Source organism: Halovivax ruber XH-70 (assembly GCF_000328525.1).
GTDB classification, from domain to species: Archaea; Halobacteriota; Halobacteria; order Halobacteriales; family Natrialbaceae; genus Halovivax; species Halovivax ruber.
Genome location: NC_019964.1, coordinates 2,441,468 through 2,460,101 on the forward strand (window position 1 = coordinate 2,441,468; position 18,634 = coordinate 2,460,101).

The window sequence follows — 18,634 nt, forward strand, 5'->3', positions numbered from 1 at the left end:
TACGGTCACGGACGAGGGTCGGTCCTAAAAGCGTGTAGTCCGACTCAAAATTGGCCGGCGATAGCCGATGGGCCGGGTGCGTGCGAAATCACACGAAGCGGCACTCACAGACGGGCGAGGGCCACAGACGAGTGGCAAGCACAGGTGTCGCGGTGGCGACTACAGGTGATCCTTCCCTGGGTTCGACGAGCCCCAGTCGCCGCGGCCACCTTCGGTTCGATCGATCCCCATGATCGACTCGGCTTGCTCTGGACCGCCGAGTTGCTCGCGCGCATCGGGGACCCTGATGGTGACGTCCTCGATCTCGTCCCACGTGAGGAGTTCGGCCTGGATGTTCCCCGTCGTCACGTCGCTGACCGAGCAGCCGCGACAGCCGCCACCGAGCTCGATCACGACTTCGCCGGTCTCGGCGTCGGCCGTCCTGACGGCGCTCGTCCCGCCGTGCATCTGGATGATCGGCATCTGCGTCGCGAGCCAGCGCTCGACGCGATCGCGAAGCGAGTCCGACGTCTCCGACTCGGACGCTGTCATACTCGACTGTAGGCAGTCCGAAAGGGAATACGTTGGGGTTTCCGTGGGAGCTTGCTGGACACCATCGAGGACCGTGGCGAAACCGGAAAGCGACGCTATTCCCGGACAACAATCGCCGACGCGTCGCCCGACCCGTCGGTGATCGCGCTGGCGAGTGCCCCGCGGAGCACGACCGACTCGCCGAGTGTGGCCGGGGTGACGGCTGGAACGTTCGAGATGACCGCCGTCTGGAGACGCTCCCGGATCGGGTCGATCACGAGTTCCGGGTTGTTCGTCGCGACGGCCCCGCCGATCGAGACGACCATCGGAGCGACCGCGTGGACCAGCGTCGCGATGCCGATCGTGTTCCAGTCGGCGACCCGGTCGATCACCCGCGCTGCGAGCGGGTCGGAATCGGCGGCCGCGAACACGGTCGCCGCATCGAACTCGTCCGATTCGAGTGGAAGGGCGGTCTCGAGGTCGGACCGACGTGCGAGTTCTCGCGCGTACGTTGGGATTCCGCGGCCGGAACAGTAGGCTTCCCAGTGGCCCGCCCGGCCGCAACCGCAGGTGAGCGCCCCATCGGGATCGACGACGATGTGGCCGATCTCGCCGGCGTTTCCGTCCCATCCGGAGAGGACCGAGCCGTCACAGCAGATGCCGGCCCCGATCCCCGACGAGATCGTCACGTAGCACATGTCGTCGGGGTTTCGCGCGGCGTAGAAGCGTTCGCCGATGACACCCGCCGTCGCGTCGTTGTGCAGGGCGACGTCGTCGACGGCGACGAGCCGTTCGACCGGACCGGTGAGCGGGATACGATCGATCGAATCGGGCAGGTTCGCCGGGTCGACCACGGCCCCCTCGGCGAGGTCGAACGGCCCGATCGAGCCGATCGCGGCGTCTTCGATGGCGGTTGGCTCGATCCCGGCGTCGGCACACGCGTCCCGAAGGGTGTCCAGCACGGCTTCCGTGACGTCGATTCCGGTGGGTCCCTGCGGCGTCCGCCGACGGCTGGTCGCGATCGGCTCGCCGGCGTGGTCGCCCACGATCGCACGGACGTTGGTCGCGCCGAGATCGACGCCCGCGAAGTAGGTCATCCAGTGACTCGAACGCCGGCTACGTACTTAACGCCACAGACCGCAACGGAAGCGACCGGACGACCCGGGCACGCCGATTCGGTCCGGGGGACGGACACGGTGACAGCGAGCGCTGCCGGTGACGATCCAGTGACCGACGGTATGCGCCAAAACCTATAGGTTTCCGCCAGTCGTCGTCTCGAGCCATGACGCCGGAGCGCCGAAGGACCGACCCCCGTGGCCGGGCCGAGTCGACCGTCGCGGACGAATCGGAACCGATCGGCGCCCGGGCCGGAATCGCTCGCGAGTCGGTTCGCACCGACGGTGGCGACGCCCAGTCGGACGGCTTCGCGTCTCATCCCGACCCACTCGTCCACGTCGACGCCGACGGTCGAGTTATCGCGATGAACGAGCGGGCACAGATCCTCTTCGGTGACGAACTGTCCGTGGGTTCACCAGCCACGGCGTCGCTCGCTGGGGCGGCCGCGGGCGACGTGATCGAACGGGAAGTGGCAGGGGCCACTCGACAGTTCGAAGTGTACATCGTCGCGGGTCCAGCCCATCGTGTCGACGAGCAGCGAGTGCTTCACGTTCGACCAGTCGACGGATCGACCAGTCACGAGATGGAAGCGACCGAGGCACCAGAATCGGTCCCGAGCACCAGTACCTTCGAACAGTACGAGACCATCATGCAGGTGCTCCCGGATCCAGTCTACGCGACCGACGAGACCGGCACGCTCACGTTCGTCAATCGGGCCTTCACGGAGCAATTCGGCATCGACCGGACGGCTGTCACCGAGTCGGAGATTCACTTCGCCGAGATCACCACCGACGACGGTGCCGCGTCCATCGTCGAGACCCTTCGAACCCTCCTCGACGACGGTGACCCCACTGCCCGGAAGACGATCGAGAGCGTCGTCGTGACGGCCGACGGCCGGCATCTCACGGTCGAGAACTCGCTCGCACTCAGACCGACACACGACGGGTTCGCCGGCGCAGTCGGCGTGTTGCGCGACGTCACCGAACGCCAGCGCCGCGAGGAGATCGTTTCCGTCATGGACCGCGCGCTCAGGCACAACCTCCGCACGAACGTCAACATCATCTCCGGTTACGCCGAGACGCTCGAACCCGTCGTCGACGACGAGCATCGTGAGGCACTCCGGACGATCAAACGATCCGCCACGTGGCTCTCAAAACTCGGTGAGACGATACGGACGCTCGAACGCTCGATCGAAACGGCTCCCGACGGGACCCACCGTGTCGACGTCGAGCGACTCGTCACCGACTGTGTCGACTGGGCCCGCGAGCGACACTCGTCGGCCTCGATCGACGTCACCATCTCGAGTTACGGCGAACTCGACGTGGGCGATCCGATCGAGATCGCCCTTCGAAACGTCATCGAAAACGCCATCGTCCACAACGACGCCGCAGCACCGACCGTGAACGTCTGGGTTGGTGACGCCCCGCAAGAGGGCTGGGTGGAACTCACCGTCGCGGACGACGGCCCGGGAATCCCCGAGACGGAACAGGCGGTCGTCCTCGGGACGGCGATGCCGACGCAACTCGCTCACGGGAGCGGGCTCGGCCTCTGGTTGACCTCCTGGATCGTCCAGGTGTTCGACGGTGAGATGGATATTCAGGCAAACGACCCGACCGGCAGCGTCGTCACCCTCACGCTTCGGCGCGCACGGAATGCGTCCGACTGATACGTCCGAATAACACGTCTGAGTGAGTCGAACGCGATCAAATCGAGCGAGGGCACCACTCTGACTAGACGACGCGGGTCCAGTCGAGCGGCTGACGCGGGTCCAATCGAGCTACTCCTTCGGTGTGACCTGGACTGGCGAACCGGTCACTCGAGTCGACGGTGGAGCTGGTCGACACGCTCACTGTACATCGCGAGTCCATACTCCTGGATCACCCCGTTCGCGACGCTGAGCGAATTCGCCGCCTCGCCGGGCCGGTCGGTGTCGAGTTCGAGTGCACACCGCGCCAACAGCGTCTCACAGCGGTCGACGACTGCACCGAGTGCCTCCTGCGCCTCACACGCCTCGTCGAGTGCTCGCTGGGCCGCCTCGAACGCACCACACCGCCGGCAGGCACGGCCGTACCGGGTGCTGGCCCGTGCTGCGAGGACGCGTTCGTCCGCCTCGTCAACGACGGTCCGGGCCAGCGACGCGAGTTCGTCTGCGGAGTCACGTTCGGGATCGGCGAGCCGGTCAGCGATCGCTTCGAGACGATACGTCATCGCCGCAACGTCGGCTCCGCCGTCGGCCGAGAGCGACGCGGCGGCCTCGTGGTGGGCCAGCGCGTCGGTCACCTCGCCTGTCGATCTGGCGACCAGCCCGAGTGCGTTGCGTGCTGCGGCGACCCGGTCGTCGTTGCCGAGGTCGCGAGCCAGCGAGAGTGCACGTTCGGCGTCCGCGCGTGCGTTCTCGAACTCGCCGGCACAGCGGTTGATAGCCGCCCGAGCCGTGTACGCGAGAACGAGCCCGTCCGACGCACCAAGCCGGTCGAACGCGTCGATGGCCGCCTGACACCGACGGAACGCGAGTCCGAGGCGACCCCGCTCTGTCAGGACTTGCGACAGGTTCGTCCGGGCTTTCGCCGCCCGTTCGTCGCGCCCACTATCCATCGCCGCGTCGATCGCGGCCTCGTACGAATCCGTCGCCAGCGCGAGGTCGCCGCGCGCGTACTGGAGTTCCGCCTGGTTCAGGAGCGAGTCGGGGAGCGTCTCCAGGTAGCCGTACTCCCGTTGAATCGCGAGGGCCCGATCGTTTGCCGCGAGCGCGTCGTCGAGTCGACCGCTCCGGCGGTACACGAGCGCGAGGTTCGTCAGTGACTTTGCCCGGAGGTTCGGATCGTCGAGTCGGTCGAACGCCGCCGCGGCCGCCGCGAGTTTCGCTTCGGCGCACTCGATCTCCCCGGTCATGCCCGCGAGCGTCCCGCGATCGTGGTCGGCAAGCGCCAGGAGCGAGTCGTCCGCTGCATCTGCGGCGACGGCAGCCTGCTGTTCGAACGCATCCCGTGCGTCGGCCAGTTCGCCGCGCTGAATCAAGCCCCAGCCCAGCACGCGATGTAACCGACACCGATCGGCGGCCGGGACGTCGTCGGTGACTGCGCCGAGTCCGGCCGTCGCCGTTTCGATGCCCCGGTCGACGTCACCGCGTTTGACCAGAATCTCCGCCAGCCGGTGGTGCGCCCGAGCCGAATTCGTCGCGTCGGTCGCGCCGTCGCGGGCGGCGACGAAGTGCTCGGCAGCCAGTTCGTACTCACCCCTGACGAATCTGGTCTCACCCAGCGCCAGTTGCAGGTCGGCGACGCGTCGTGTCTCGTCGATCTGGGTCGCGAGATCGAGTGCGCGCTCGTACAGTTCGATCGCGTTCGACCCGGCGTAGCGACGATGCGCCCGCTGCGCCGCTCGTTCGAAGTACTCGATCGCACGTGAGGAGGCGTCGGCTTCCGCACAGTGGTGGGCGATCGTCGCCGGCGGGGCGTCGGTGTCGACGAGCGCGTCAGCTGCCCGTCCGTGGAGTTCTCGACGCCGGTCCGGAGCAGTCGAATCGACGACCGTCTCTCTGACGACCTCGCTCGGGAAGGTGAGCGTCTCGCCGTCGTCGGTCCGATCGAGAAACCGTGCGTCGACGAGCAGCCGAACGTACGCGGAGACGTCCGATTCGGGGAGCGACACGATCGACCGAAGGACGTCCGGCTCGATCCTGTGTCCGAGGATGGCTGCAGCCTCGATGACCGCCCACCCGGCGTCGTCGAGCGGTTCCAGCCGGCGCTCGATCGCCCGTTCGGGAGCTGCCGGAAGCTCGAGCGAGGTGGCTGGTCCAGCCGAATCGGCCGCTGCAGTCGGGTCCGTCGTGGCACCGGATTCGGCCAGCCCGGCGAGGGTTTCGGCGACGAACAGCGGGTTCCCACCCGCCGTCTCGTGTATCCGATCGACGAGCTGAGTCGAGACGTCCGGTCCGCGGGCGAGTCTAACGAGCCGAGCCGTCTCCGCGCGCTCGAACGGTTCGACGACCTGGTCGTCGATCCGGACGTCCGTCGACAGGCGGGCTCGCATCGCCGCCAGCGGTGCGGCGTCGCCGACTGCCCGCGGCCGGTAGACACCGACGAGCATGAGTGGATAGACCCACGCGGCACTCGCCGTTGCGATTCGTTCGAAGAGTGCGAGCGTCGACGCACCGGCGTTGTGGAGGTCGTCCACGACGAGGAGGGTCGGTCGATCGATCACCCGATCACAGACTGCGTCGGCCACGTGTCCCAGCAGCCCCGATCGACGGGCGGCAATCGACGCACCGTCGTCGAGCGTCGCTGCTGGCGGATCGATCAACGCGTCGGGAACCGGTTCGTCGAACGCACGGTCGATCGCTCGTCTGAGCGGGCCGTAGGGTTCGTCTGCGTCTCGCGAACAACGGGCGCGACCGACGGCGACGTCCCGCTCGCGAGCCTGTTCGATCACGCGGGCGCACAGTGTCGATTTGCCCACGCCCCGGTCGCCGGTGACGAACAGCGTTCGACCACCGCGACGATGAATCGACGACAGGGCCGAGTACAGGAACTCAAGTTCCGCTTCGCGACCCACGAACCGCGTCTCGTCCGGTTCTCCGCCATCGTTCGGTTCCACCGGTCGTGGCGGGCTATACACGTCGTTCTCTTGCCAGTCGATTCCCGCAGCTGGCTGGTACTCCTCCCGGTCCGTATCGGGCGGCGAGTCCAGCGTCCGCCGGACGTCACGGGCTCGTGCTCGCCCACTATCGGTGAGTTCGTAGACGGTTCGCTCGTACCCGGCCGCCGTCCGCTGGACCGTCTCCGTGAGGAAGCCGTCCGTGACGAGCCCCGTCAGCGCCTCGAAAACACCGAGGCGGCTGCTGATGTCCGCCGGGTCGATGCCGATGCCGGTGGCGATATCGACCGGGGCAGCAGGCGACTCGGTCTCGGCCCGGGAGCCATCGTGCTCACTGGCGGGGTCCGCTGCCAGATAGAGGCAGACGAGATCGGCCAGCGAGTGATCCATACGACCGCATATCACACCCCTCGATAATGAAGGTGACCGCCACGGGCTGGCTAGAGCGACCCGGCTCACGCTCCCGTCCACTACACCTAACCGACCCGACGGCGAAGCGATCGTATGGACGGACCCGAACTCGACGGACGGACGGTGCTGGTGACCGGAAGCGGGCGGGGGCTGGGGCGAGCGATCGCCCTCGCCGCGGCCGAGCGCGGCGCTCGCGTCGCCGTCCACTACCACACGAGCGCCGACGCTGCGGCGGCCGTCGCCGAAACGGCCGACGAACGCGGCGCACCGGCGACGGCCACCGTCCAGGCGGACGTCACCGACCCCGACAGCGTCGACGGCCTCTTCGCGACGATCGAATCCGAACTGGGACCGGTCGAGTGTCTGGTCAACAACGTCGGTGACTTCGCCCCGGACCACTGGGCCGACATCGACGTCGACACCTGGCAACGCGTCTTCGATACGAACCTCACCGCGACCTGGCTGTGTGCAAAACGAGCGCTCCCCGCGATGCGCGATCGGGCGTTCGGCCGGATCGTCAACGTCGGGTACGCCTCCGCCGAAAAAGGACTCGTCAACCCGAAGAATTTCCCGTACTTCGCGGCGAAAGCGGGCGTCCTCATGTTCACCCGAATGCTCGCCGCCGACACCCAGGACGACGGCATCACCGTCAACGCCGTCTCACCCTACGTCGTCGAGAACTCCGCGGAGTTCCCCGACGAACTGCCCCGCGGCCGGCCCGCCAGTTTCGACGACGTCACGCGGCCGATCCTGTTCTTCCTCGACCCCGCAAACGAGTACGTCAGTGGCGAAAATATCGAGGTCGACGGTGGCTGGCTCCCCGAGAACGTCTGACCGCGAGTGAACGGAGTGAACGAGCGGCTTTTTGGTCCAGATTTTTGCCCGAGCGGTCGCGAGGGAACCGAGCGACCCGAGCGGGAAAAAGGTGGGTGTAGAACCTCGAGGTGGACGGTGGTTGGCTCCCCGAGAACGTCTGACCGCGAGTGAACGGAGTGACCGAGCGGCGTTTTTGTCCAGATTTTTACCCCCGAGCGAGTCAGTAACGCGCTCAGAGAAGCGTCTCGCGAAACGCTCGGAGCAGGCGTTCCTCGCGGTCGGCTACGGCGTGGATCGCCTCGCTCGCCTCGGTCAACAGCGCCTCGAATTCGGGCTCGTCGGCGCTGTCGAGTTCGCTCGCGGTCTTCAGCGTGGCGCCGATGTCGGTCCAGTCGTCGGCGACGGCTGCCGTCCGCTCGGACAGGGCCGGGTCGAGTTCGTCGAGTTTGGGAACCATCCGGTCCAGGAACCTGGCGTAGAGGCAGCGGAAGGTGCCGCCGCCCGTCCCGCGGCGTTCGACGTTCTGGTAGGCGAAGCGGGCCGTCCACTGGGGATCCGGGAGCGAGGACCACGTCGGGACGTCGTCTGCCAGTGCACGAATTCCCGCGACGCCGTGGGTCGCTGGACCGAGCGGACGATCGACCGCCTCCGGTTCGAGAGCGTAGGTGGCCGTCTGTGTGATCGCCGCTCGCGCGGCCGTCGGCAAGTCGACCGTCGGTTCCGGGTCGGTGACGACGAGATGGCGGTAGCCCAGTTCGAAGACGGCCTCGGAAGCCATCGCCGCGCGCAGGTCCGCGAGCGGGATCCGCTGGAGGTCGTCGAACTCGCTGTCCGAGAGGACGACCTCGTCGCCGTCGACCGCGACGACGAGCAGCGTGTGCGGGGCGAAGTGCGTGTCCGTGCCGAAGTACGGGAGGTGGTAGATGTCGGTGTAGACCAGCACCGGGTCGCCCGCGGCCGTCTGCGTGCGGAGTCGGTCGACGATCGCGTTCCAGCGGTCGGCGTCCACGGTGGAATCCGTGGCGACGCCGGGTTCGAAGAGGTCGAAGCCAATCCCGAGGTGGGAGAAGAAGGCGTCCTCGATCCAGAGTGGCCGGCCGAAGAAGCCGCGGTGAGGGCTCTCCGACAGCTCGAAGAATGTGAAGCCGAGACCCGACGCGAGGCCGAAGCTGGTCGGTTCGTCGCTGTCCCAGCCGTAGTGGGTCGCGAGATTGCGGAGCGAGGTCGACCCGCAGTGGTCGCCGGTGCCGTGGGCGTAGCCGTCGACGCGAGACATACGCCGACGTCGGAGGCCGATTCCGATAACGGTTCTGAAGCCCGATGACGGGATCGCACAAGTCAGCCCCTGACTCCCTGCGAGCCGCCCGTACCCGCCCGAATTAGGCACAGTTCAGCGCGACTCGGCCGGGTCGAGATAGCTGTGGTCGGTCAGGAGGTCGTGACCGACCCCGGGTTCGCCGTAGGCCTCGCAGTAGCCGGGTTCGTACTCCATCAACTGGAAGAGGACGCCGCCCGTCGAACGCGGGGAGACGAACGCCTCGCGGTACTTCTCGTGGTCGGCCCGGTCGACGACGCGCAGGTCGTGTTCGCGAAGGTGGGCGACGATGTCGTCGATGGCCGCGACCTCGAACGTGACGTGGTGGAAGCCGGTTCCGTTCCGATCGAGAAAGTCGGTGAGAAACGTGTCCGGGGCGGTCGGCTCGATCAGTTCGATCCGACTCAGGTCGCCCAGTTCGTACTGGATCCAGCGGAAGCCGTCTGCGGGTTCGTCGGCGATCAGCTCCCCGCCGAGAAGTTCGAGCACGGGCGCCAGCGTGTCGCGATCCTCGACGGCGATGCCGACGTGATCGACGCGAATACGAAGATCGCGATCGGGGTTGGCGGCTGTGCTATCGGGGTCGCCGTCTCCGTCTTCTGATGACGACGGCTCTGTCATGGCCACTGCAACGGACGGCATCGACAAGAAGATACCCCCGAAGCGGACATTCAAGGTGGTTCGGATCCAGTCACGGCTATGGACGAGGAGGTCTCTCCCGACCGCGAGGCGCTGATCAGCGACGACCCCTATTGTTCGTTGCTGGGCATCGAACTGGTGTCGATCGGCTCCGGCTCGGCGACCACCCAACTGTCGATCACCGAGGACCACCTGAACTTCCACGGGGTGCCCCACGGCGGCGCCATCAACTCGCTCGCCGACGCGGCCTTCGCCGCCGCCTCGAACGCCGACGGCGACGACGCGTTCGCCCTGGAGACGAACGTCTCCTTCCTCGAAGCCGTCGAGGTGGGGACGACGCTAACCGCGACCGCCCGGCGAACCCACGAGACCCGACAGACCGGCGAGTACGAGGTAGTCGTGACGCCCGATACCGAGGACGGCAGAGCAGACGACGAACAGGAGAGCGCTGGCGACCCCGCCACCGACGGCCGGATCGCGACGTTCCGTGGACGAGTGTACCGACCCTGACAGCCTCACAGCTACGCTATCGACGGGTACTGGACGGATTCGAAGAAGTCGATTCGAGACGGTGAGCGCGCCGACTGCGACTACCGGTGGTCGAAGACGCGCTGGACCTTACCAGTCTCCTGGCGCTCGATCTCGCCGTAGGGGACGACCGAGAGGTCGTCGACCGTGACGTCGAGTACCTCGTGCAGACGACGGTCGATCAGGTCGTGGATCTCGTCGGCGCTCTTCGTCGAGTCGACGTGGCGCTCGACGGTGATCTCCATCGTATCGAGCGTCCCCTCCCGGTAGAGGTCGATGCGGTAGTAGGGAGCCACGTCGTCGATCTCGATCATGAGTTCTTCGATACTACTTGCGTAGACGTTGACGCCGCGGACGATGAGCAGGTCGTCGACGCGGCCGCTGACGTTGTCCATCCGGACCGTGGTTCGGCCGCACGCACACTCGTCGTAGCTGAGGCTGGTGACGTCGCCGGTTCGGTAGCGGATGACGGGCAGCGCTTCCTTGGTGAGCGAGGTGAGCACGAGTTCGCCACGTTCCCCTTCGGGAAGCGGTTCGCCCGTGTCCGGATCGACGATCTCCGGGTAGAAGTGATCTTCCTGGATGTGCATCCCGTCCTGGGCCTCGGCACACTCGACGGAGACGCCGGGGCCGATGAGTTCCGAGAGGCCGTAGATGTCGATGGCGGTGACGTCGAGGGCGGCCTCGATCTCTTCGCGCATCGGGTCGGTGAACGGCTCGGCGCCGATGACGACGGTCGAGAGCGGCAGGTCCGTCGGATCGATTCCCCGGTCTTCGGCGGCTTCGGCAAGGTAGAGGCAGTACGACGGCGTGCTGCCGAGGGCGTCGACGTCGAGGTCCTGAAGGAGATCCAATTGCCCGGCCGTGTCGCCGCCGCCGGCCGGAATCACCGTCGCGCCGAGTTCTTCGATGCCGTCGTGAAAGCCCATCCCGCCGGTGAACAGGCCGTAGCCGTAGGCGTTCTGGAACGTCTGTCCCGGCTCGACGCCCGCGGCGGTCAGCGAGCGAGCCATCACGTCGCGCCAGACCTGAAGGTCGTTCTCGGTGTAGCCGACGATCTTGCGCTTTCCGGTCGTCCCCGACGAGGCGTGGATGCGCTGCACGTCCGCGTCGTCCACCGCGAACAGGCCGTCCGGGTACTGGTCTCTAAAATGTTCTTTCCGCGTGAACGGTAGCGCCGTGATGTCCTCGATCGACTCGATGTCGTCGGGCGAGATGCCGGCGTCGTCGAGCCGTTCGCGATAGAAATCGACGTGCTCGTAGGCGTGTCGAACCGTCTCTCGCAGTCGCTCGCTCTGTACGTCGGTCAGTTCGTCTCGTGGCGTGGCTTCGATATCCTGATACATTGGTCCTCAGTTACGCAGTCTGTCTCGTTCGCTCGCCGGCCGGGCCCCGAATCGGCGTCGAGCGTCGGTCGAATAGTTGCTCGTCGATTCTGTATATTGGTACCGATACGCGAAGGGGCTGCCGCCACCGGGCGACGACAGCCGACCGCTGGGGGTCTGCCATCGCCGACCGGATTGCTGACGCGCTCCCCAGGTCGGTAGCTGGGCGCGAGCGATCACAGCGACACCCCCAGATACCGGTCGAGAACGGCCTCGTCGGCCTCGAGTTCGCTGGAGCCGCCCTCCCAGACGATCTCGCCCCGATCGAGCACGTAGTTGCGGTCGGCCAGCTCGAGGGCGACGTGGACGTTTTGCTCGACGAGCAGGACGGTGATCCCGCGCTCGTTCAGATCGCGCACGGCGTCCATCACGTCCTGGACGATGTAGGGGGCGAGTCCCTCCGTCGGCTCGTCGAGCAGGATGCAGTCGGCCCCGCTGACCAGCGCGCGCCCGATCGTCAGCATCTGCTGTTCGCCGCCCGAGAGGGAGGCTCCGTCGTTGTCGGTTCGATCGGCGAGATTTTCGAACGTATCGAGCACCGCGTCGATCGAGAGGCCGTCGGCGTCGGTCGCACCGCCGTAGGCGGCGAGTTCGAGGTTCTCACGAACGGTGAGTTCCGGGAAGATCCGCCGCTCCTCGGGAACGAGCGCGATACCGCGTTTCGCCGTGTCGACCGCGTCGAGCCCGGTGATCGCCTCGCCGCGGTACTCGATCGACCCGGCGGTCGGTTCGACGATGCCCACGATCGATCGGAGCGTCGTCGTCTTCCCGGCGCCGTTACGGCCGACCAGCGAGACGACCTCACCCTCCCCGACGTCGAGCGAGACGTCCGTGAGGATCTGCGTCTCGCCGTAGCCGGCGTCGACGTTGGCGAGCGAGAGCATCGGATCGGGGCTCATTCGACCATCCCCCCGAGGTAGGCGTCCTGAACGGCCTGGTCCGCCGCGATGGCGTCCGGCGGGCCCGACGCGATGACTTCGCCCTGATTCAACACCGTGATGCGATCGGAGAGGTCCATGACGAGTTCGATGTCGTGTTCGATGAGCAACAGCGTCTGGTCCGCGAGCACGTCCTCGATCAGGTCGATCGTCGCCTCTGTCTCCTCGATGCTCATCCCCGCGGTCGGTTCGTCGAACAGCACGACCTGCGGGTCCGTCGCGAGCACCATCCCGATCTCGAGGCGGCGTTTGCCGCCGTAGTCGAGCGCGGCCGCTTCCTCGTCGCCCACGGACGCGAGGTCGATGCGATCGAGCACGTCGTCGGTACGGGCGTTGATCGTCTCGTGGCGGTCGGTCGGTTTGAACAGCGATTCGAAGAAGCCGTAGTCGTCGCGATGGACCGACTGGGCCGCCAGCCGAACGTTCTCGCGAACGGTGAGTTCCTCGAAGATGTTCAGGATCTGGAACGACCGGCCGAGTCCGCGGTGGACCCGCTCCTGGGGCGCGAGGTCGGTGATCTCCGTCCCGTCGAAGCGGATCGAGCCCTCGGTGACCGGCAGCGCACCCGAGAGTAGGTTGAACAGGGTGGTCTTGCCCGCCCCGTTCGGCCCGATGATGCTCCGGAACTCGCCCTGTTCGATCGAGAGATCGACGTCGTCGACGGCGGTGAACGCACCGAAGCGTTTGGTCAGGCCATCGGTTTCCAGCATTCGGTCGACGACAGACTCGTCTTCGGCAGGTGTCTCAGTTCGCGACATCAGTCACCATCCCCCGTCTGGATCTCTGCAGTCGGTTCCGGCTCGGTTTCGCGGCCTCGATCGGGGGCGAGCGCGGCGAGTTTCTCCGGGATGGAGACGAGTCCCCGCGGGAGAAAGATCACGAACAGGATGAAGACGGTACCGAGTAGTAGTCGCCACCGGTCGGTGTGATCCATGAGGAGTTCCTCCAGTCCGAAGAACGTGAACGCGCCGAGGATCGGCCCGTAGAGCGTTCCCATCCCGCCGAGCAGCACCATGACGACGACTTCGCCGGATTTCAGCCACTCGGTCGCTTCCGGGAAGACGGCGCCGGAGTTGAGCACGTACAGTGACCCCGCGAGCGTCGCGAAGATACCGCTGACGACGAAGGCGCGCCGTTTGTACACCGTCGGATTGTACCCGAGGAAGCGGACACGTTCTTCGTTCTCCCTGATCGCCTTGAGGACGCTTCCGAACGGTGACTGGAGCATCCGACGGGTGACGAGGTAGGCGACGACGAGCGACCCAAGGGCGATGTAGTAGAACAACTCCGTTCCAGTCAGGGAGAGTGGGCCGACGAACAGTGCGATCTCGTCGAGTTGGATGCCGACTCCACCGATCCCGTAATACGCTGAGAAGCCGAACAGGCCTTCGGACCCGCCGGTAAGTTCCCAGCCGAGCCAGCCATCGACGCTGGTCACGACGTTCGTGTATAGTTCAGCGAACGCCAGCGTGATCATCGCGAAGTAGACGCCGTGGACGCGGACCGAGAGAAACCCGACGGCCCAGGCGACCGCCGCACCGACGACGAGCGCGACGCCGACGGCGACGAGCGCTGACTCGGTGCTGTGTACCAGCACGACCGCCGAGACGTACGCCCCAAGTCCCCAGAACAGCGCGTGGCCAAGGGACACGAGGCCGGTGTAGCCCATCACGAAGTCGAGCGCGAGGGCGAACAGTCCCCAGAGCAGGATCCGCACCAGCAGCGTCACGTAGTACGTCGAGAAGACCGATCCGGCTAGCAACGGCACTATCGCCAACAACACGAGGACTCCGACACCCAGTTTGAGGCGAGCGCCATCCGAAAGGAGTCCGCCTCCGGTTCCGGTCAGGAGTTCGCCGCCACCTTCCTCGAACTCGGTGCCGAACAGGCCTCGCGGGCGGACCATCAACACGCCGATCATCAGGAGGAAGATCACCATTCCCTCCAGTTCCGGGGCGTACGGGCGCAGAATCGACTCCTGCAGAACACCGACGGAGAGGCCACCGACGACGGCGCCGCGAAAGCTCCCGAGGCCACCGATGACGACGATGACGAACGCCGGAATGATGATCTGGGTTCCCATCTCGGGCGTGACACCCGATCGACTCCCCAGGATGACGCCGGCAACTGCGGCCAGCGCCGCGCCGAGACCGAAGATGAGCGAGTAGTAGCGGTCGATACCGATCCCGAGGTTCTTGACCATCTGGCGGTCCTGGGCTCCCGCCCTGATGATCAGCCCGAAGCGCGTGTAGGTGAGTATAGCCCAGACGGCGGCTGCGATCGCACTCCCGATGACGATGATGAAGAAGTTGTAGACGCTGAAGGCCCGGCCGAACAACGGAACGGTCCCGCTGATCACATCCGGGGTCGGCAGCGTCTGTGGACTGGTTCCCCAGACCAGATAGATCAGGTCGTTGATGACGATCACGAACCCGAACGTCAACAAAATGTGATACAACGGATTCCGCCCGTACAGCGGCTGGACGGCGTATCGCTCCATCGCGACGCCGATCACGCCGACGATCAGCGGCGCGACGAGGAGGGCCGCGACGAACCCCAAGCCGCCGCCCAACACGCCACTGGTGACGCCCAGCACGGAGATCGCGAAGAACGCCCCCAGCGCGAATAGCTCGCCGTGGGCGAAGTTGATGACGTGCATCACGCCGAAGATGACCGAGAGACCGGCGGCGAGGAGCACGTAGATGAACCCGCGGGTCAGGCCATCCAGCAGTTGCTGTAAATGCTCGGGACCGAGGAATCCGACGACTGCACCGTCGACGAACGACTGTGTAATAGCTCCTCCCATCGTGACGATCGTTACAGCGTACAGCCGGTGTCCTCACATGCCGGTGCGGCCTCCTCGCCATCGAGTTCAGTCAGCAGGTCCACGTCGGCGACCTCGCCGCCGCCAGACGGGGCAACGTTCTCGGCCATCCAGACCGGGTTCGTCGCCTGCTGGTCGCACTCGCGGAGCGTCACGTCGCCGAAGATGGACTCGTAGGTCATCCCGGACAGCGTCTCTCTGACGACGCTGGGATCGCGGGAACCCGCCTCCTGAATCCCCTGCGCGACCATCATGATCGAGCCGTAGCCGACGCGGGAGAAGTTGTCCGGTTGGGCGTCGTACTCGGCCTCGTAGTCCGAGACGAACTGCTGGTTCGTCCCGGTTTCGAGACCGGGAACGTACCGTGTCCCGCTGTAGATGCCCTGGGCGGCCTCGGTCGCGCCCCCGCGGACGACGGCGAACGAACCCGTCGTCGTCACGATCGGGATCTCCTCGTGGAGACCACGCTCGTAGGCCTGCAGGAGGAAGCGGATGAGGTGACCGCCGGTCGCGCCGACCACGAGCGCGTCAGCGTCGGCCGCGTTGTCGGACAGTTGCGTGATGAACGCCTCGAAGTCGGTCGCACTCTCCGCGGGTTCGACGGTCAGAACCTCCTCGTAATCGTCGGTCTGTTCCTGCATCCGCGAGCCGAACTCCTCACCGACGGACTCGCCGTAAGCGTAGTCCGCGAGCGAGTACATGATGCTGCTCCCGAGGTTCTCAGCGGTCCACTGGGCCATCACTTCGGCGATCTGGGCAGTGGATGTCTCGAAGCGGAACACGTACTCGTTGCACTCCTGCCCGGTGATCGAGGTGTCCGCCGCACCGGGCGTGTAGATGACTTCGTTCTGTTCTGCGATGCCGTTGATCGCGAGGGCGACCGAACTCGAGATCGCCCCAGTGAGGAACTGCGCCCCGTCGCGCTCGATCGCCTGATTCGCGGCCTGAATACCGTCCTCCGCGTTGAGCTGGGTGTCGTACTCCTCGTACTCGATCTCGAAGTCGAACTCGTCACTCGCGTTGATCTGTTCGATTGCCAGGCGCTCGCCCTGATTTCGCTCCTCGGCCAGGTCGGCGAAGTCGCCGGTGAACGGTTCGAGAACGCCGAACTGGACCGTGTCGAAATTTTCGTCGTCACCATCGTCGACCTCGTCTGGATCGCCAACGCACCCGGCCAGGGCCGAAACGCCGGCGACGCCCGCCGCTTTCAGCACGGATCGCCGTCGATGATTTGTGATATCACGTGGCATAGGACACGGAGATACGGAGAATACCAACTCCAATAGTCTGTTCCCACTATATAACAGGGTTTTAAATATTGTATCCGGAATTTTCGATGCCCAATACAATCACCAGGAATTACAGCCGTCAGAGACAGCGATTCCGGATTTGAAGTGTGAATCACGACTTTGCAAAGATCCTTGACAGTCCCCGTCGAACGTGCCGGTGAGATGTCCGCAGACTCTTCGACGACCTACGAGCAACTCGCCGAGTTGAGTGCCGACGAGCCGACGCTCATCGAGGGGCTCCCAGGTCACGGACTCGTCGCCTCGATCGCGGTCGATCTGCTCAACGACCAGCTCGATCTCACGCACTGCGGGAACATCACGTCCGACGCGTTCCCGCCAGTCACCACGTTCGACGAGGGATTCGTCCAGGACCTCGTCCGGGTGTACGGCTGTGGTCATCCGGCCGTCATGACACTGCAGAGCGACCTGACGATACCCGAGACAGCCTACGAACCACTCAGTCGATGCGTGATCGAGGACGTCGCGAGCGAGATTGGTCGAGCGATCTTCATCGCGGCCGCTCCGGCGAACTCCGAAGAGCAACTGGGCGAGGTGACGGCGATCGCGACGACCGAGGCGATTCGCGACGAACTCGAGGCGGCCGACATCGAGATGGCCGACGAACGCGGCGTCGTCGGTGGCGTCACGGGTGCACTCGTCAGACAGTGCTACCAGGCCGGCGTGCCCGCCGCGTTGCTCGTCGTTCGCGCCCACCCACAGCTGCCCGATCCCCGCGCCGCGAAGTCCGTCGTCGAAAACGCGCTCGAACCGCTCGTCGACTTCGACGTCGACACCACGCCACTCGACGAACAGGCCGAAGAGATTCAACAGCGCATGCAACAGGTCGCGGATCAGTTCCAGCAAGCCCAGCAGGCAAACGGGCAAGAGGCGACCAACGAGCGACAGTTCCGGTCGAAGGGCTCCGGCATGTACCAGTAGCGGCGACAAGCGACATCCTCGACGGGCCGGATCGTCGGCAACTCGACGTGCAGAACCGATGCCAACCAAGAGGAGACGGTGTCACGACCACTGGCCGCGAACCCTGTCCGGCCTCACTCCGAATCCGACGGTTCGGGCGGGACATCCGTTCCGGCTGATTCGTCCGTTCCGACAGACTCGCCCATTCCGGCTGAATCGTCCATCCCGATGTCCTGGCCCTCCTTGATCGCCTTGGCCTGCTCTTCCATCGCTTCGACGTCCATTTCGGCCTCCGCGTCGATCTCGCCGATCATCTCGGCGATGTCGTCGAGGCCGATCAGTTCGCGGGTCTCTTCGTCGAACTCCAGACTGTCGAGCGTGCCGTCGTCCGTGGCGACGTCGCTGCCGGTCAGGTGCTTGCCGTAGCGACCGACGAGCGAGGACAGTTCCTGCGGGAGGACGAACGTCGTGGACTCGCCCTGGCCGATCTCCGAGAGCGTCTCCATCCCCTTGTCGATGACCGCCCGTTCACCCATCGATTCAGCGGATTTGGCCCGAAGGACGGTCGAGATCGCGTCACCCTGCGCCTCCAGGATCTGGCTCTGCTTTTCACCCTGCGCGCGGATGATGTCGCTCTGTTTGTCACCCTCCGCTCGTTCGACCGCGCTCCGGCGTTCACCCTGGGCCTCGAGAATCATGGCGCGGCGGGTGCGCTCCGCGGAGGTCTGTTTCTCCATCGCTCCCTTGACGTCCTTCGAGGGCGTGACCTCGCGGACCTCGACGCTCTCGACGCGGATCCCCCACTCGTCGGTGGGCTCGTCCAACTCCTCGCGAATGCGATTGTTGATCATCTCTCGGCGAGAGAGCGTGTCGTCGAGTTCCATGTCGCCCAGCACGGCTCGGAGCGTCGTCTGGGCGAGGTTCGACACTGCCGGCATGTAGTCGTCGACCTCGAGGAACGCCCGCTTGGCATCCATGACCCGGATGTAGACGACCGCGTCGGCGGTGACCGGCGAGTTGTCCCGCGTGATCGCCTCCTGGTGTGGGACGTCGATGGTCTGGGTCCGCATGTCGAAGCGGTAGGTCCGCGAGACGAACGGCGGAATGATGTTGAGCCCCGGTTCGAGCAGCCCGCGGTACTCGCCGAAGACGGTCAGCGCCTCGCGATCGTAGGCGTCGACGAATCGGACGGACTGCCAGAGCGTAACGACGACTACGAGGAGCGCGAGCGCACCGATGCCCAAAAGCATCGTCGGGCCGTTCGCGAGCAGTGGTCTGACCGGCACGAACCCGGGTAGTATCATACGGCCACTACGGGTGCCAATCGGAAAGTGTTTCGCCTCGACACC

15 protein-coding genes are annotated in these 18,634 nt (G+C 65.7%); 4 read left to right on the forward strand and 11 right to left on the reverse strand.

Annotated elements, in window-relative coordinates; translation table 11 throughout:
• Positions 1-159 precede the first annotated feature (159 nt).
• Together HALRU_RS11755 and HALRU_RS11760 are read right to left on the reverse strand one after the other, a co-directional pair.
• A complete protein-coding gene (locus tag HALRU_RS11755; RefSeq protein WP_015301607.1) occupies positions 160-531 on the reverse strand; it encodes a NifU family protein in 372 nt (123 codons plus the stop codon).
• A 95-nt stretch (positions 532-626) separates the two neighbouring features.
• Positions 627-1,607 carry an ROK family protein gene (locus tag HALRU_RS11760; RefSeq protein WP_015301608.1) on the reverse strand — a complete coding sequence of 327 codons (981 nt, stop codon included), beginning with the start codon at positions 1,605-1,607 and terminating at the stop codon, positions 627-629.
• Between the two features lie 185 nt (positions 1,608-1,792).
• On the opposite strand from HALRU_RS11760, the gene HALRU_RS11765 reads away from it, so the two are divergent.
• Positions 1,793-3,292 carry a sensor histidine kinase gene (locus tag HALRU_RS11765; protein WP_015301609.1) on the forward strand — a complete coding sequence of 500 codons (1,500 nt, stop codon included), beginning with the start codon at positions 1,793-1,795 and terminating at the stop codon, positions 3,290-3,292.
• 146 nt (positions 3,293-3,438) lie between these two features.
• On the opposite strand, the gene HALRU_RS11770 is transcribed toward HALRU_RS11765, so the two are convergent.
• Entirely contained in the window at positions 3,439-6,612 is a 3,174-nt protein-coding gene (locus HALRU_RS11770; protein ID WP_015301610.1) for an ATP-binding protein, read from the reverse strand.
• 114 nt (positions 6,613-6,726) lie between these two features.
• On the opposite strand from HALRU_RS11770, the gene HALRU_RS11775 reads away from it, so the two are divergent.
• The gene (locus HALRU_RS11775; protein WP_015301611.1) at positions 6,727-7,467 is read left to right on the forward strand and encodes an SDR family NAD(P)-dependent oxidoreductase; all 741 of its coding nucleotides are present in this window, start codon (positions 6,727-6,729) and stop codon (positions 7,465-7,467) included.
• Positions 7,468-7,681: 214 nt separating this feature from the next.
• Here HALRU_RS11775 and HALRU_RS11780 read toward each other — a convergent pair whose 3' ends face one another.
• Together HALRU_RS11780 and HALRU_RS11785 are read right to left on the reverse strand one after the other, a co-directional pair.
• Positions 7,682-8,725 (reverse strand): BtrH N-terminal domain-containing protein, encoded by a 1,044-nt coding sequence (locus HALRU_RS11780; RefSeq protein WP_015301612.1) that lies wholly within the window; start codon positions 8,723-8,725, stop codon positions 7,682-7,684.
• 114 nt (positions 8,726-8,839) lie between these two features.
• On the reverse strand, positions 8,840-9,385 hold the full coding sequence (locus tag HALRU_RS11785; RefSeq protein ID WP_015301613.1) for a VOC family protein: 546 nt from the start codon (positions 9,383-9,385) through the stop codon (positions 8,840-8,842).
• 78 nt (positions 9,386-9,463) lie between these two features.
• Between HALRU_RS11785 and HALRU_RS11790 the strand changes: the two genes are divergently transcribed.
• Positions 9,464-9,913, forward strand: a complete 450-nt coding sequence (locus tag HALRU_RS11790; RefSeq protein ID WP_015301614.1) for a PaaI family thioesterase — start codon at positions 9,464-9,466, stop codon at positions 9,911-9,913.
• Positions 9,914-9,993: 80 nt separating this feature from the next.
• Here HALRU_RS11790 and paaK read toward each other — a convergent pair whose 3' ends face one another.
• The 5 genes from paaK to HALRU_RS11815 all read right to left on the reverse strand — a co-directional run bounded on the left by paaK (position 9,994) and on the right by HALRU_RS11815 (position 16,328).
• On the reverse strand, positions 9,994-11,277 hold the full coding sequence (paaK, locus tag HALRU_RS11795) for a phenylacetate--CoA ligase PaaK (protein WP_015301615.1): 1,284 nt from the start codon (positions 11,275-11,277) through the stop codon (positions 9,994-9,996).
• Positions 11,278-11,492: 215 nt separating this feature from the next.
• Positions 11,493-12,215: an ABC transporter ATP-binding protein gene (locus tag HALRU_RS11800; RefSeq protein WP_015301616.1), complete on the reverse strand. Its 723-nt coding sequence runs from the start codon at positions 12,213-12,215 to the stop codon at positions 11,493-11,495.
• Positions 12,212-13,012 (reverse strand): ABC transporter ATP-binding protein, encoded by an 801-nt coding sequence (locus HALRU_RS11805; protein ID WP_015301617.1) that lies wholly within the window; start codon positions 13,010-13,012, stop codon positions 12,212-12,214. The genes HALRU_RS11800 and HALRU_RS11805 overlap by 4 nt, the downstream gene beginning before the upstream one ends.
• On the reverse strand, positions 13,012-15,060 hold the full coding sequence (locus tag HALRU_RS11810) for an ABC transporter permease (protein ID WP_015301618.1): 2,049 nt from the start codon (positions 15,058-15,060) through the stop codon (positions 13,012-13,014). The genes HALRU_RS11805 and HALRU_RS11810 overlap by 1 nt, the downstream gene beginning before the upstream one ends.
• An 11-nt stretch (positions 15,061-15,071) precedes the next feature.
• Positions 15,072-16,328 carry an ABC transporter substrate-binding protein gene (locus HALRU_RS11815; protein ID WP_015301619.1) on the reverse strand — a complete coding sequence of 419 codons (1,257 nt, stop codon included), beginning with the start codon at positions 16,326-16,328 and terminating at the stop codon, positions 15,072-15,074.
• Positions 16,329-16,529: 201 nt separating this feature from the next.
• On the opposite strand from HALRU_RS11815, the gene HALRU_RS11820 reads away from it, so the two are divergent.
• Positions 16,530-17,306: a proteasome assembly chaperone family protein gene (locus HALRU_RS11820; protein ID WP_015301620.1), complete on the forward strand. Its 777-nt coding sequence runs from the start codon at positions 16,530-16,532 to the stop codon at positions 17,304-17,306.
• 113 nt (positions 17,307-17,419) lie between these two features.
• Here HALRU_RS11820 and HALRU_RS11825 read toward each other — a convergent pair whose 3' ends face one another.
• Positions 17,420-18,589, reverse strand: a complete 1,170-nt coding sequence (locus HALRU_RS11825) for an SPFH domain-containing protein (protein WP_015301621.1) — start codon at positions 18,587-18,589, stop codon at positions 17,420-17,422.
• Between the last annotated feature and the right edge of the window lie 45 nt (positions 18,590-18,634).